This window comes from Streptomyces sp. NBC_01241 (assembly GCF_041435435.1).
Lineage (GTDB): Bacteria > Actinomycetota > Actinomycetes > Streptomycetales > Streptomycetaceae > Streptomyces.
Map to the genome: position 1 here is coordinate 3,781,839 of NZ_CP108494.1, position 12,619 is coordinate 3,794,457.

Genomic DNA, 12,619 nt, shown 5'->3' on the forward strand with positions numbered 1-12,619 from the left:
GAGCGTGCACATCGACATCGTGGGGCTGGCGCCCGGGAGCATCGTCTTCGAGACCTCTCCCCTCGCCGAGCTGGGGCTGGCCCTGCATGCCCTCTCCGAGCCCGGACACCACCCGGGGCTGCACGGCTGGGCGACGGCGACCGCCAGTGCGCTGGAACCCGACCTCGCCGACCGGCTGCACGAGGCCGAGTTCCTGTGGCGCAACACGTTCTCGGACATCTTCCTGGCGTTCGCCGGAGTGCGTGGCGGCAACGGCAGGACGGGCGCGAACCTCGCCGAGGACCTGGACATCCTCGACCGGCTGGACGACGAGCGGTTCGTCGCCGCGGCCCTGGAGTTCACCTGCTCCAGCCTGTACGGGATCGGCGCGCCCTCCCCGCTCAGCGACGCGCTGATGCGCGCCCGCGCCCTGGACATGGCGGCGGCGCGCGGCCCCCAGCAGGTGGAATTCGCCCAGCAGCTGCTGGACGATCCCGCCCCCGTACGCCACTGGATCCGCCGCCTGTTCGAGGACTGCGACCAGGCGTTCTTCGCCGACACCTGGCGGCGGGTGCGGGTCCAGCTGGTCGCCGACGCCCGGCACAAGACGGATCTGCTGCGGCGAAAGGGGCTCGGCGAGGCGGTGGGCGCGGTGTCCCCGGCACTGTCGCTCGACGAGGCAGGGACCCGGATCAGCGCCGACAAGCTGACCGAGGGCCGGGCCAACGCGGCGGACCCGGCTGTCGGCCGCCCCGGGCTCACCCTCGTCCCGTCCGCCTTCGGCTGGCCGCACCTGAACCTGCTGTACGCGCCCGGCTGGCGCCCGGTGATCCACTACCCGGTGCACCACCCCGAGCTGCCCTCCCCTGCCTCCGTGGAACTGCTCCAGCTGCGCATGGAGGCACTGGCCCACCCGATGCGGATGCGCCTGTGCCGCCATCTCGCCCGTTCCCCGTACACGACCGGCGAACTCGCCGAGACGTACGGCATCACGGCGCCCGAGGTCTCCCGGCACCTCGCCGCGCTGAAGAAGGCGGGCCTGGTCACCACCCGGCGGCGCGGCCGGTACGTGCAGCACCAGCTGGACCTGACCGTGGTGGCGCGGCTCGGCAGCGACTTCCTGGAGGGCATCCTGCGCTGAGCGGCGCTCCCGATTCGCGCCGGGCGACGACCGGCCCGACCAGCCGCGTCGACCGGCCCGACCGGCTGTCGGCCGTATCGACCGGCTGGACCAGCCGTCGGCCGTATCGGCCGGCTCAGTCGAAGCGGATGTGTTTGATCCCCGTCCACGTGCGCCGCACCCGGTGCCGCAGCGCGCTGTCCGTGTCCGGCAGGATGCTCAGCCCCGCCGATCCGGCGATCCGGTCGGCGACCTGCGGGACCGTCAGCCGGTCGGTGGCGAGGTGTTCGGCGAACTCCGGCTCCGCGAGCCGTTCGAGGCAGTGATCCAGCTTCGCCACGGCGAAACTCTCCCGCTTCAGCCCCCGCCCGAACCCGCGTTCGCTCAGCCGCCGCAGCACCGTGGCCCGTTCGGCGAGCAGCGCGAAGTGGTGCACGGTGTGCCCGTCGTCGCGCAGCCGTCCGATGATCTCGGCGAAGTAGCCGGGGTCGACGAGCGTCATCGGGGCGATCACCGGTCCCGGATGACCCCGCAGCGCCAGTCCCAGCACCTCGCGCACGCCGTCCCGCCAGGCCGTCAGGTCCTGGAAGTCACCGCGTAGTCGCGGCGGAAGCATCCGGTGCAGCCCGAACCCGACGTGCTCGGGGTCGCAGACCACGCTGCCGGGCAGTCGCCGGTTCAGCTCGTAGGCCGTGTGCGTCTTGCCGCCGCCGAACGGCCCGTTGATCCAGAGCAGCGCCCCCACGGTTCAGCCCATCCCGCCGCCGGCCCTGACCAGCCCCGTCTCGTACGCGAGGACGACGACCTGCACCCGGTCGCGCAGGCTCAGCTTGGTGAGGATGCGGCCCACGTGCGTCTTCACGGTCGCCTCGGAGAGCACCAGGCGTGCCGCGATCTCGCCGTTCGACAGTCCCTGCGCGACCAGCAGCATCACTTCGCGTTCACGTTCGGTGAGCTTCGCGATGCCCTTGTGCTGCGGTTCGCTGGTGCCGCTCGGCAGCAGCGATGAGAAGCGGTCCAGGAGCCGGCGGGTGGTGGACGGGGCGACGACGGCGTCGCCGCTGTGCACGGAGCGGATGGCGGCGAGCAGTTCGGCGGGCGGCACGTCCTTGAGCATGAAGCCGCTGGCCCCGGCCTTCAGCCCGGAGAAGGCGTACTCGTCGAGGTCGAACGTGGTCAGGATGAGCACCTTGGGCGCATCCGGCTGCGCGCAGATGCGCCGGGTGGCCTCGACACCGTCCAGCCTCGGCATCCGGACGTCCATCAGCACCACGTCGACGGCGGTGGCGCGCAGGATCCCGATCGCCTCCGCGCCGTCGCCGGCCTCGGCCACGACCTCCATGTCCGGCTGGGCGGCGAGCACCATCCGGAAGCCGGTGCGCAGCAGCACCTGGTCGTCGACGAGCATCACGCGGATCGCCATGAGGGGTCCTGTCTCCTGTCTGTCCTGCGCCTGTACTGCTTTTCTGTACCGCGTCACTTCTGTACCGCGTCTGTCCTGCGCCTGTACTGCGTCTCTGTACCGCGTCCGTCCCGCGTCCGTCCCGGGTCCGGGAAATGCCGGAGGTCTAGTGGGCCGCCTTGAGCGGCAGCAGGGCGCTGATCCGGAACCCGCCGCCGGGCCGCGGCCCGGCGTCCAGCGTGCCGCCGACCATGCCGACCCGTTCGCGCATGCCGATCATTCCGTGGCCCGCGCCGTCGGCGCCGCCGTCCACGTACAGCTCGTGCGCCGCGCCCCGCCCGTCGTCCTCGACCAGCAGCCCGAGCCCGTCGTCGAAGTAGACCAGCCGCACACTGGCCCCGGCGTCCGGACCGCCGTGCTTACGGGTGTTGGTCAGCGCCTCCTGCACGATGCGGTACGCGGTCAGCTCGACCCCGCTGGGCAGCGGCCGCGGGGTGCCCTCGATCTTGAAGTCGACGGCCAGCCCGGTCTTCCTGACCTGCTCGATGAGATCCTTGATCTGCTCGACGTCGGGCTGCGGGACGTACTCCCCGCTCTCCGGGGCGTCCCCGGTCCGCAGCACCCCGAGCAGCCGCCGCATCTCCGCGAGGGCCTGCCTGCCGGTGCTGGAGATGGTCTCCAGGGCCTGCCGCGCCTGGTCGGGGGCCGCGTCCATGACATACGCCGCGCCGTCGGCCTGCACCACCATCACCGAGACGTTGTGCGCGACGACGTCGTGGAGTTCGCGGGCGATACGGGCCCGCTCGGCGGCCACCGCGACCTTCGACTGCGCCTCGCGCTCCCGCTCCAGCCGGGCCGCGCGCTCCTCCAGCTGGCTGAAGTAGGCGCGCCGGGTACGCATCGAGTCGCCGAGCACCCAGGCGAGCACGAACGGCACGGTCAGCACGATGACGACAAAGACCTGCTGGGGCCAGCCGGGGTGCGGTGTGTCCTGCGGCCAGCGCAGCTGGGCGGCACCGGCCGCGCACAGGGCGCAGACCAGCGCGAGCCGGGACGCCCACCGCTCCCCGAGGGCGGCCACGGTGAAGACGATCACCAGCATCGCGAAGTTCACGACGCCGGGGATGACCCCGAACGCCAGTTGCACGACGCCCATCGCGATGGCGAGCAGCAGCATCTTCTCCGGCGCGCGCCGGCGCAACGCGACGACGGTGCAGAGCCCGATGCTGATCAGCAGGGTGGCCGGCCGCCCGCCCGCGCGATCCGCAGGCGCCACCATGGACAGGCCGGAGAGCCCGAGGAGGAAGACGGCCCAGAAGCCGTCGACGCCCGTCGGGTGTCTGCGGATGAAGTCGTAGAGGCGCTGCACGTAACCCAGCGTAGGGACAGGCGACAGGTGCACGGGTCAGCCGAAGGGCCGATCCGGCTCCAGGGACCGTACTCCCCAAGGTGGAGACTTGGAAACGTGACGGATGAGTGGCGTGGGTGGCAGGAGGCGGCAGAGACCGCTTTGTACGGAGACGGGGGCTTCTACCGGAGCCCGGAAGGGCCGGCGGGCCACTTCCGTACCTCCGTCCACGCGTCCCCGCTGTTCGCCTCGGCCGTCGCCCGGCTGCTGGTCAGGACGGCACGGGAGCTCGGCACCGACTCGGTCGACCTGGTGGACCTGGGGGCGGGGCGGGGCGAACTGCTGACGGGGGTGCTGGCGGCTCTGCCGGCCACGGGCGCCGACGGTCTCGCCGTACGGGCGTACGCCGTGGAGCTCGCCGCCCGCCCCGACGGTCTGGACCCCCGGATCGAGTGGGTCGCCGAACCGCCGTCGGGAACGCGCGGACTGCTGTTCGCCAACGAGTGGCTGGACAACGTCCCGACCGATGTCGCCGAGACCGATGCGGACGGCGTGGACCGGTATGTCCTCGTCCGGACGGCGGACGGTGCGGAACGGCTGGGCGGGCCGGTGTCCGGGGCCGACGCCGCGTGGCTGCGCCGCTGGTGGCCGTCGGCCGGACCGGGCAGCCGGGCCGAGATCGGGCGCCCGCGCGACGAGGCCTGGGCGCGGGCGGTGGCCACGCTGGCCGAGGGGCTCGCCGTGGCGGTGGACTACGCCCACGTACGGGAGGCGCGGCCCCCCTTCGGCACGCTGACCGGCTTCCGGTCCGGCCGCGAGGTGCGACCGGTGCCGGACGGCAGCTGCGACCTCACCTCGCACGTGGCCCTGGACGCGTGCGCGACGGCGGCCGGGGGCGGGACGGTGCTCCCCCAGCGCGAGGCGCTGCACGGCCTCGGCATCGATGGCGGACGCCCGCCCCTGGCCCTGGCCTCGGCCGACCCGGCCGGCTTCGTACGGGCCCTCGCCTCTGCGGGCGAGGCGGCGGAACTCACGGCCCGGGGCGGCCTGGGCGACTTCGGCTGGCTGATGCACCGAAGAATCAGCCCCTCCTGCGATTGAGGCACGGGGCCCGGGGCAGCGCCCCGGTCAGACCAGCCCCTCCGGCGCTTGAGGCGCGGGGGCCCGGGGCAGCGCCCCGGTCAGACCAGCCCCGTCGGCGCTTGAGCCGCGGGGCCCGGGGCAGGGCCCCGGACGCTCAGGGAATACTGGCGGTATGACGGAGACGACAGTCGGCATCGGCGGCGCAGCGGAGAGCACCGACATGGTGCTCAACATCGGCCCCCAGCACCCCTCCACCCACGGCGTGCTCCGTCTGCGCATCGTCCTCGACGGCGAACGCATCCAGCACGCCGAACCGGTCATCGGCTACATGCACCGCGGCGCGGAGAAGCTGTTCGAGGCCCGCGACTACCGGCAGATCGTGATGCTCGCCAACCGCCACGACTGGCTGTCGGCGTTCTCCAACGAGCTGGGCGTCGTGATGGCCGTCGAGCGCATGCTCGGCATGGAGGTCCCGGAGCGCGCGGTCTGGACGCGGACCCTGCTCGCCGAGCTGAACCGGGTCCTGAACCATCTGATGTTCCTCGGCTCGTACCCGCTCGAACTCGGCGGGATCACTCCGGTGTTCTACGCCTTCCGCGAGCGCGAGGAGCTCCAGGCCGTGATGGAGGAGGTCTCCGGCGGCCGGATGCACTACATGTTCAACCGGGTCGGCGGCCTCAAGGAGGACCTCCCCGCGGGCTGGCTCGGCCGCGCCCGGGACGCCATCGCCTCCGTCCGGTCCCGGATGGACGTGTACGACGACCTGGTGCTCGGCAACGAGATCTTCCGGGGCCGCACCCGTGGCGTGGGCGTGCTGTCCGCCGGGGCCGTGCACGCGTACGGGGTGTCCGGGCCGATCGCCCGCGCCTCGGGCGTCGACTTCGATCTGCGGCGCGACGAGCCGTATCTCGCGTACGGGGAACTCCAGGACACCCTCAAGGTCGTCACCCGCACCGAGGGCGACTGTCTGGCCCGCTTCGAATGCCTGCTGGAGCAGACGCACAACGCCCTGGATCTGGCGGACGCCTGCCTGGACCGGATGGCCGGCCTGGCGCCCGGCCCGATCAACCAGCGGCTGCCCAAGGTGCTGAAGGCCCCCGAGGGCCACACCTACGCGTGGACCGAGAATCCGCTCGGCATCAACGGCTACTACCTGGTGTCCAAGGGTGAGAAGACCCCGTACCGGCTGAAGCTCCGCTCCGCGTCGTACAACAACATCCAGGCGCTCACCGAGCTGCTGCCGGGCACGCTGGTCGCCGACATGGTGGCGATCCTGGGCTCGCTCTTCTTCGTCGTCGGCGACATCGACAAGTAGGCCCGACCGGCCCGGCCCCGGCTGCGCGGCGTCTACGAGATGGCGCTGCGCAGCTCCACCACATCGAGCTGCTCGGTCTCGTCGTGCGCGGTCAGGTCGATGACCTTGCCGACGGCCCGGTTCCCGGTCGTGCCCGTGCGGTGCGCGGCCAGTGCCTCCTCGCCCACCACGTCCGCGAGGTCCTCGTTCTGCACGGACTCGATCGCGGCGCGCGCCTTCTGCGTACCGAAGAAGTCGAAGCTGCCCTGCGGCACCGGATGGCGGCGCAGCGCCGCGTGCGGAGCGATCGGGCTGGCGGCCGGCACGGCGCGCGCCGCGGGCAGCGCGGCGGACGGCCGGGGCGCCGGAAGGGCGGTCGTCGGACGGAGGTGCTGTGCTCCGGACGCGTCCGGGGCCGCCGCGTGCTTCCCCTGCCGCTCCTCCGCCTCCCGGGCGCGCTCCGCGAGATCCCGCTTCCTGGCCTGCTCGGCGGTACGGCGCGCCTCCTGGAGGGCCCCGTTGCGCGAGAGGTCCTCCAGCGCCTGGGCGGCGCGCAGATAGGCGGCCGGCGTCGGTGTGCTGCGCGCCGCGGGCAGTTCCCGGGGAGTCGCGGCTTCGAGCGCGAGCTGCCTGCGGCCCTCCAGCGCACTGGCCCGCTCGGTCTCGGCGTTGGCGTACCGCCGCAGCAGCGCGGCGTGCTCCCCGCGCAGGTTGGCGAGCTCCACGCGCTTGCGGCGCAGCTTCGTCTCCAGCCGGGCGCGCAGCTCCCGCGACTCCTCCAGGTCGGCCTCCAACTCGGCCATGCGCTCCTCGGCCCGCCATTCGTCACCGGCTCGGGCGCGCGTCAGCTCCGCGAGACGGCGGCCCGCGTCCCGGTCCCAGCTGCGCATCAGATACGCGCCGGTCACGGCCGCGGCCGCCGCGGCGGCCACCAGACCGCGCAGGATCAGGGGCTCGGCGAGCAGCCAGGCGCCCCCCGCACAGAGAACCGACACTCCGACAACGGCCGAGGGCGGAAGGATTCTGTGCAGAGGTGGCGAATGGCGATGACGTCCACGTGGCATGGCCTGAAATTTACCGTGCGCAGGACGCACTTGGGGAGCCGCCGGCCAATCTGTTCCCACCCGGTTACCTGACGGTCCCCCATCCTCGATCTCTACTTCTTGATGAGGCCCTTCGACCGCAGATAGTCCTTGGCCGCGTCGGCGGGCTTTGCGCGCTCGGCATCCACCTTGCGGTTCAGTTCCGCGAGATCCTCGGTGGTGAGGGCCTTGGTGAGCTTGCCGAGTGCGTCGGCAATGTCCTGGGAACCCGCGTCCTTGGCATTGACGACCGGCAGAACGTTGTCCGCGTTCTGGAGCTTCTTGTCGTCCTCCAGGAACACCAGGCCGTAGCTGTCGAGCACCGCATCCGTGGTGGTGGTGAGGACCAGCTGGTCCTTGCCGTCCTTGACGGCCTGCTTGGACTGCGGTGTACCGACTCCCTTGGGGTCGATGCCGGTGACATTGATGCCGTACGTCTTCTTCAGGCCCGGCGCGCAGAACGGCCGCACCTCGCACTCGTCACCCGCCGCGATCTTCACTTCGGTCTTCGACCTGCCGAGATCCGAAAGCGTCTCGAGCTTGTTCTTCGCGGCGAATTCCTTGGTCACCGCGAAGGCGTTCTGGTCGACGGCTCCGCCGGCCGGGAGGACCTTCAGTCCGCGCGGAGTGGCGAGCTTCTCCAGCGCCGCGACCGTGGCGGCCGCGTCACCGGAGGCGACCGGCTTCTTCTCGGCCGCCTTCGCACCGTTCACCTTGGCGTTGAGGAATTCGGCGATCGTCGCGGCGTATTCGGGGACGACGTCGATCTCGCCCTTCTCCAGGGACGGTTCGTACAGTTCCCGGTTGGCCACCGTGGTGACCGAGGTGCTGTATCCGGCGTCGCCCAGGATCTGTGCGTACAGCTCCGCGAGGACCTTGGACTCGGTGAAGGACGCCGCGCCGACGACGAGCGAACCCTTCTTGCCGGAGCCGCCGCCGGAGTCGCCGGAGGACGCCGAGCCCGCCTTGTCCTTCTCCAGGCTGTCGCCGCCGCAGGCGGCGAGCGAGCCGGCCAGCGCGACCATGCCGATGACCGCGCCCGCTATTCGCGAGGTCTTGCTCATGAGGTGTTCTCCGTCCACAGCAACAGGGCTATTTGAGATGAGATCCGGGGATCGAGGATCGAGGATCGGGGATCGGGGATCGGGGATCGGGGATCGAAGGTCCGGGGGCCGGGGGCCGGGGGGGCGGGGGCGTCATGCCGTCCTGCGGCGGCGCAGCGGTGACAGCAGCCGGTCCAGACCCACCAGCACCGCCTCCACCAGCAGGGCGAGTACGGCGACGAGCAACGCCCCCGCGACCACCTGCGGTGTGTTGTACGTGTTGAATCCGGCGGTGATGATCCGGCCGAGGCCGCCCTGGCCGACCATCGCGGCGATCGTCGCCGTGGCGACCACCTGGACCGCGGCCGAGCGCAGCCCGGTCATGATCATCGGGTAGGCCAGCGGCAGCTCGACCCGCACGAAGAGCTGGCCGCCGGACATTCCCATGCCCCGCGCCGCCTCGGCCACCGACCGGTCGACCTCCGTCATCCCGACATAGGCGTTGGTGAGCAGCGGCGGCACGGCGAACAGCACCAGCGCGGTGATCGTCGGCACGTATCCGGCGTTGCGCAGCGGCGAGACCATGAAGAGGGCCAGCACCGCGAAGACCGGAACCGCCCGCCCCACATTGGAGATGTTGACGGCCAGCGCACCCCCCTTCCCGATGTGCCCGAGGTACAGGGCGACCGGCAGCGCGATCACACAGGCCAGGGCGAGCGCGACACCGCTGACGTACAGATGCTCGGCGAGCCGGTGGGCCGCCCCGCTCTCCCCCGTCCAGTTGGCGCCGGTCGTGAGCCAGGTCCAGGCCTCGCCGAGAACTCCCATCGTTCAGACCGCCTTTGCCGTGGCACCCGCGACCGCACTCTCGCCCGCGCGAGTGGTACGTATTCGGGTCCAGGGGGTCAACAGCCGCTGGAGGCCCAGCAGCAGCAGATCGGCGACGACCGCGAGCAGTACGCACAGGACCGACGCGGTGAGCACCTGGGCCTTGAAGAAGCTGGGCAGGGCGTCCCCTATGAGGTTGCCCAGGCCGCCTCTGCCGATGATCGATCCGACCGTCGTCAGCGCGATCGTCGAGACGGTGGCGATCCGTATACCTGCCATCAACGCGGGCATGGCAAGAGGGAGTTCGACCTCCCACAGCAGCCGGACCGGCCCATAGCCCATCCCCTTCGCGGCTTCCTTCGCCTCCTGCGGAACCGCTTCGAGGCCCGCCAGGATGTTCCGCACGAGAATGGTCAGGGAATACAGCACCAGGCCGGTGACGACCAGCGCCGCGGAGAGACCGAACAGCGGCAGCAGCAGCGAGAACATCGCGAGGGAAGGCACGGTGTACAGCACCGTGGTCAGCCCCAGCACCGGTCCGGCGAAGCGGCGGCTGCGGCGGGCGACCAGCGCCAGCGGAAACGCCACCACGAGCCCGATCAGCACCGAGACCACGGTGATCCAGATGTGCTGGACCGTCGCATCGGTCAACTCCTGGCTGCGGGAACGGAGATACTCCCCGCAGATCCAGTCGTTCGTGACCATGCAGTTCTGTGCAGCAGCCATCCGTCCCCCACCTCCCGATTACCGCTCGTACCGAAGTGCCGAAGCACCGGCGCACCCGAAGTACCGATGTCCAGCGACCCTATCCCCGACCACTGACAATCGCCGAGGCCGTTGTATTCCAGCAACATGTCCTTCACAGAACACGCGCGACAATGGGGAACCATGATCCGTTTCGAGCACGTCACCAAGCGGTACGCGGACGGCACCACCGCCGTCGACGACCTTTCCTTCGAGGTCGCCGAGGGTGAACTGGTCACGCTCGTCGGACCGTCGGGCTGCGGCAAGACGACCACCATGAAGATGGTGAACCGGCTGATCGAACCGACCGGGGGCCGGATATTCCTCGACGGGGACGACATATCCGCCATCGACCCCGTCCAACTGCGCCGCCGCATCGGCTATGTGATCCAGCAGGTGGGCCTCTTCCCGCACCGTACGGTCCTGGAAAACACCGCGACCGTTCCCCACCTCCTCGGCTGGAAACGGGGAAAGGGCCGCGAGCGCGCGGCAGAACTCCTCGACCTGGTCGGACTTGATCCTTCCGTTTATGGCGACCGCTATCCGGAACAGCTCTCCGGCGGTCAGCGCCAACGCGTGGGCGTGGCAAGGGCGCTGGCCGCCGACCCGCCCGTACTGCTGATGGACGAGCCTTTCGGCGCGGTCGATCCCGTCGTACGGGAACGGCTGCAGAACGAATTCCTTAATCTCCAGGAACAGGTCCGTAAAACCGTGTTGTTCGTCACGCACGACATCGAGGAAGCGGTCCGGCTCGGTGACCGTATCGCCGTCTACGGACAGGGCTCGATCGAACAGTTCGACTCACCGGCGACCGTGCTCGGCGCGCCCGCCACTCCCTATGTGGCGGACTTCGTGGGCGCCGACCGCGGCCTCAAACGCCTCTCCGTGACCCCCATCGAGGTGGGCGACCTCGACCAGCCACCGGTCGTCCACCTCGACGACTCCCTGTCGAGGGCAACCGAACGGCTGCGGGCCGAAGGGGCGCGTTGGGCCGTCGTGCTGGACGGCAAGGACAATCTGCACGGCTGGATCCCGGCCGACGCCACCACCATCACCGCGGCCAAGGACACGGTGCGCGCCCACGCCCGCAGGATGGAGGCGTGGCTGCCCGTCGGTGCCCCGCTCAAACAGGCGTTCGCCACCATGCTCCAGCACGACGCCGGCTGGATCGCCGTCATCGACAAGGAGAGCACCGGCCGCTTCCTCGGCGTACTCACCCCGGCCCGGCTCCATGAGGCGCTGCGCCGCTCGATCGACGCGGACGCGCAGGACGTCCCACGGGCCGAGGTCGCCGTCGAGACGGTGGAGAGCATCACCAAGACCGCCTCACGGTGAGCCGGGAGCGGGGGGCCGGTGAGCCGGGAGCCGGAGGCCGTGGCCGGCAGCCGGTGAGCCGGAGGCCGGTGAGCCAGCAGCCGGAGGCCGGTGAGCCGGTGCCTGGGGCAGGAACCGGGACCTGCCCCACCTCGTCGCGCTCCGTCCCCGGATCAGCTCTCGCTCAGCCGGCTGCTCATCCAGTCCAGCGCCGAAGGAATCTCTCGCCGCCAGGTGTTGAAGTTGTGCCCACCGCTGTCGAGCACGATCGACGAAGCCTGGGCGGGCGGCTTCACCTTGCTGAGGAACCGCATCGTGGAGTGGTAGTTCCCCTCGCCGTGCTTGGAGGTCGTGACCAGGAACGACGAGTCGGGCTGCGGCAGGTTGTCCAGGCTCCACATCAGATCGGAGCGCTCACGCGCGCTCTGGTCGCCGTGGAAGAGGTCGCCGGTCGTCGGGTCCTCGGCCGCCTTGTAGTACGCGGAGAGCCCGGCGCTCGCGGCGAACCGGTCCGGGTGATGGAGCCCGATCTTCAGCGCACAGTAGCCGCCGGTCGAATTGCCCATGATGCCCCAGTTGCGGGCCAGCTTTCCGACCCGGTACGCATCCGAGACCACCTGCGGCAGATCTTCGGCGAAGAACGTCTCGGTCTGCGGCCCGCCCTTCACGTTCACGCACTCGGTGTCCCGCGGCGGCGCCACCGTCGGCCGCAGCATCACCAGGATCACCGGCTGCGACCGGCCGGCCTCCACCCGATCGCGTGCGGTCCGCGGATAATCAAGGCCCTTCAGGAGGTTCTCCGAGGCACCCGGGTAGCCGGTGAGAACCACCACCGCGGGGAACTTCCGGTGGGCGAACGCCGGCCGGAAGTACTCCGGCGGCAGATACACGTACGCCGAACTCTCGATCTTCGACCGCCGCCCCGAGATCACGACCTTGTCGATCCGGCCGCTCACGGCGGGCTGCGAACTGCGAGGCCCGTCCGGCAGCTGCGTCCCGACCCGGACGATGTTCTTGGCGGCCAGCGTTCCGGCCGCGTGGTCCGTGACCACCCCCAGATCCTGCTTCTGCCCGAACAGATCGGCCCAGGAACCGTAGAAGAGGAAGGAGTTGTTGGCCACCAGCCCGACAGTGACGAAGACCGTCACCTGAGTAGCCAGCAGCAGGCCGACCCTGCCGAACACCGCGGGCACGCTGCGCCGGGCCAGCCGTGGCCAGAGCCAGACCGTGGCACCGAAGAACACCACGGCCAGCACGATGGCCAGCGCCAAGAACGTCTTGCTGGTAAGACCCATGGGGGGGTGCGCTTTCTTGTCTGGAATTTTCCGGCCAACGGGTGAACCCCCGCCGCGGAAGCCTCGTCCTACAGGTCGCACATCGTC

12 protein-coding genes are annotated in these 12,619 nt (G+C 70.7%); 4 read left to right on the forward strand and 8 right to left on the reverse strand.

From position 1 onward, the window contains the following. The first annotated feature begins 4 nt into the window (after positions 1 to 4). On the forward strand, positions 5 to 1,120 hold the full coding sequence (locus tag OG306_RS16730; RefSeq protein ID WP_266752240.1) for a DUF5937 family protein: 1,116 nt from the start codon (positions 5 to 7) through the stop codon (positions 1,118 to 1,120). A 115-nt stretch (positions 1,121 to 1,235) separates the two neighbouring features. Here the strand turns inward: OG306_RS16730 and OG306_RS16735 are convergent, their stop codons facing one another. The 3 genes from OG306_RS16735 to OG306_RS16745 form a co-directional block, all read right to left on the reverse strand. Continuing rightward, complete coding sequence (locus OG306_RS16735; protein WP_327259068.1) at positions 1,236 to 1,844, reverse strand: AAA family ATPase; 609 nt, start codon at positions 1,842 to 1,844, stop codon at positions 1,236 to 1,238. Positions 1,845 to 1,847: 3 nt separating this feature from the next. Next, positions 1,848 to 2,522, reverse strand: a complete 675-nt coding sequence (locus OG306_RS16740; protein WP_266906260.1) for a response regulator — start codon at positions 2,520 to 2,522, stop codon at positions 1,848 to 1,850. A 145-nt stretch (positions 2,523 to 2,667) separates the two neighbouring features. Beyond that, positions 2,668 to 3,870 (reverse strand): sensor histidine kinase, encoded by a 1,203-nt coding sequence (locus OG306_RS16745; protein ID WP_266746965.1) that lies wholly within the window; start codon positions 3,868 to 3,870, stop codon positions 2,668 to 2,670. A 96-nt stretch (positions 3,871 to 3,966) separates the two neighbouring features. On the opposite strand from OG306_RS16745, the gene OG306_RS16750 reads away from it, so the two are divergent. Continuing rightward, positions 3,967 to 4,950 (forward strand): SAM-dependent methyltransferase, encoded by a 984-nt coding sequence (locus OG306_RS16750; RefSeq protein WP_266746966.1) that lies wholly within the window; start codon positions 3,967 to 3,969, stop codon positions 4,948 to 4,950. A gap of 154 nt (positions 4,951 to 5,104) precedes the next feature. Continuing rightward, complete coding sequence (locus tag OG306_RS16755; RefSeq protein ID WP_266746967.1) at positions 5,105 to 6,247, forward strand: NADH-quinone oxidoreductase subunit D; 1,143 nt, start codon at positions 5,105 to 5,107, stop codon at positions 6,245 to 6,247. 32 nt (positions 6,248 to 6,279) lie between these two features. Here the strand turns inward: OG306_RS16755 and OG306_RS16760 are convergent, their stop codons facing one another. The 4 genes from OG306_RS16760 to OG306_RS16775 all read right to left on the reverse strand — a co-directional run bounded on the left by OG306_RS16760 (position 6,280) and on the right by OG306_RS16775 (position 9,905). Then, positions 6,280 to 7,290, reverse strand: coding sequence for a hypothetical protein (locus OG306_RS16760; RefSeq protein ID WP_266746968.1), 1,011 nt, complete (start codon positions 7,288 to 7,290; stop codon positions 6,280 to 6,282). A 92-nt stretch (positions 7,291 to 7,382) separates the two neighbouring features. Continuing rightward, positions 7,383 to 8,372, reverse strand: a complete 990-nt coding sequence (locus OG306_RS16765) for an ABC transporter substrate-binding protein (RefSeq protein ID WP_266906258.1) — start codon at positions 8,370 to 8,372, stop codon at positions 7,383 to 7,385. Between the two features lie 132 nt (positions 8,373 to 8,504). Then, entirely contained in the window at positions 8,505 to 9,179 is a 675-nt protein-coding gene (locus tag OG306_RS16770; protein ID WP_266746970.1) for an ABC transporter permease, read from the reverse strand. A gap of 3 nt (positions 9,180 to 9,182) precedes the next feature. Beyond that, complete coding sequence (locus OG306_RS16775; protein WP_266746971.1) at positions 9,183 to 9,905, reverse strand: ABC transporter permease; 723 nt, start codon at positions 9,903 to 9,905, stop codon at positions 9,183 to 9,185. A gap of 162 nt (positions 9,906 to 10,067) precedes the next feature. Between OG306_RS16775 and OG306_RS16780 the strand changes: the two genes are divergently transcribed. Then, positions 10,068 to 11,258, forward strand: a complete 1,191-nt coding sequence (locus OG306_RS16780; protein WP_266746972.1) for an ABC transporter ATP-binding protein — start codon at positions 10,068 to 10,070, stop codon at positions 11,256 to 11,258. Positions 11,259 to 11,410: 152 nt separating this feature from the next. Here OG306_RS16780 and OG306_RS16785 read toward each other — a convergent pair whose 3' ends face one another. Beyond that, entirely contained in the window at positions 11,411 to 12,532 is a 1,122-nt protein-coding gene (locus OG306_RS16785) for an alpha/beta hydrolase (RefSeq protein WP_266746973.1), read from the reverse strand. Positions 12,533 to 12,619 lie beyond the last annotated feature (87 nt).

Bases quoted from the DNA above. Each gene is read 5' to 3' on its own strand.
- OG306_RS16740 (WP_266906260.1), bottom strand. From the start codon at position 2,522: ATGGCGATCCGCGTGATGCTCGTCGACGACCAGGTGCTGCTGCGCACC.
- OG306_RS16765 (WP_266906258.1), bottom strand. From the start codon at position 8,372: ATGAGCAAGACCTCGCGAATAGCGGGCGCGGTCATCGGCATGGTCGCG.
- OG306_RS16770 (WP_266746970.1), bottom strand. From the start codon at position 9,179: ATGGGAGTTCTCGGCGAGGCCTGGACCTGGCTCACGACCGGCGCCAAC.
- OG306_RS16775 (WP_266746971.1), bottom strand. From the start codon at position 9,905: ATGGCTGCTGCACAGAACTGCATGGTCACGAACGACTGGATCTGCGGG.
- OG306_RS16755 (WP_266746967.1), top strand. From the start codon at position 5,105: ATGACGGAGACGACAGTCGGCATCGGCGGCGCAGCGGAGAGCACCGAC.
- OG306_RS16780 (WP_266746972.1), top strand. From the start codon at position 10,068: ATGATCCGTTTCGAGCACGTCACCAAGCGGTACGCGGACGGCACCACC.
- OG306_RS16785 (WP_266746973.1), bottom strand. From the start codon at position 12,532: ATGGGTCTTACCAGCAAGACGTTCTTGGCGCTGGCCATCGTGCTGGCC.
- OG306_RS16760 (WP_266746968.1), bottom strand. From the start codon at position 7,290: ATGCCACGTGGACGTCATCGCCATTCGCCACCTCTGCACAGAATCCTT.